Source organism: Streptomyces chiangmaiensis (genome assembly GCF_036281785.1).
Lineage (GTDB): Bacteria > Actinomycetota > Actinomycetes > Streptomycetales > Streptomycetaceae > Streptomyces > Streptomyces chiangmaiensis.
Genome location: NZ_JAYWVC010000621.1, coordinates 1 through 1,029 on the forward strand (window position 1 = coordinate 1; position 1,029 = coordinate 1,029).

Genomic DNA, 1,029 nt, shown 5'->3' on the forward strand with positions numbered 1-1,029 from the left:
CAGGAGGCCCCTGTGCCGCAGTCTTCCGTGTCGATGGCCGGGCAGTCCAACTCGGCCGCCCCAACGTGTGATTGCCTCGCACACGTGTACGGCAACGCGGCCGACCAGCCCGAACGGCAGCGCCGGTACCCGACGGACATGACGGACGGGGAGTGGGTGGCCATCCGGCCGCTGCTGCCGGTGCCGGGCTGGATGCGCGGTCGCGGCGGGCAGCCGGAGGCGTACTGCCACCGCGCGATACTCGATGCGATCCGCTACCTGGTCGACAATGGCATCAAGTGGCGTGCCATGCCGGTGGACTTTCCGCCGTGGGACCGCGTGTACGCGTTCTTCCGCCGCTGGCGCGATCATGCGCTGGTCAGGGAGTTCCACGACCAGCTGCGCGCGCGGGTGCGCGAGAATCTGGGGCGGGATGCCGAGCCGTCAGCGGGGGTGATCGACTCGCAGTCCGTCAAGGCGGACGCCGTCGTCGGCGCCGACAGCCGCGGCTACGACGGCGGCAAGCAGATCAACGGGTGCAAGCGGCACGTCGTGGTCGACACTCTCGGCCTGCTGCTGGGGGTGATGGTCACCAGCGCCGATATCGGTGACCGCACTGCTGCCCAGGTCCTGCTGGCGCGGGTGGCCGACGCGCACCACCGCCTGGCCCTCGTCTGGGCCGATGGCGGCTACACCGGCAGCCTCGTCGAGCACTGCCTCGCTGCCTTCGCGCTGGTGGTGGCGATCGTCAAGCGCAGTGACGACCAGAAGAGCTTCGTGGTGCTGCCCAAGCGGTGGATCGTCGAGCGTCTATTCGCCCATCTGATGCAAAGCCGCCGGGGCACGTCACCCACGGCGGGGTTGAGGGTCCATTCCAGTGCCCCGGCCTGCTCCAGCCGCCACGCGGCCCGCTGCACCCGCGCCAACAGGCGCCGCTCGCGGCGGAACTTCTTCAACCACTCCGGCACCCGCGCCAGCCTGCCACCCTGCCCCGCACCACCCGTAGACGTTCAGGAAACTGAACGCCGTAGCGCTGATCCCTGCTTGGAT

General features: G+C 69.8%; 1 protein-coding gene. It reads left to right on the plus strand.

The window, feature by feature from the left end; all coding sequences use genetic code 11:
- Positions 1 to 12: 12 nt before the first annotated feature.
- On the plus strand, positions 13 to 1,029 hold a 1,017-nt coding region (locus VXC91_RS46020), incomplete at its 3' end, for an IS5 family transposase (protein WP_329513273.1).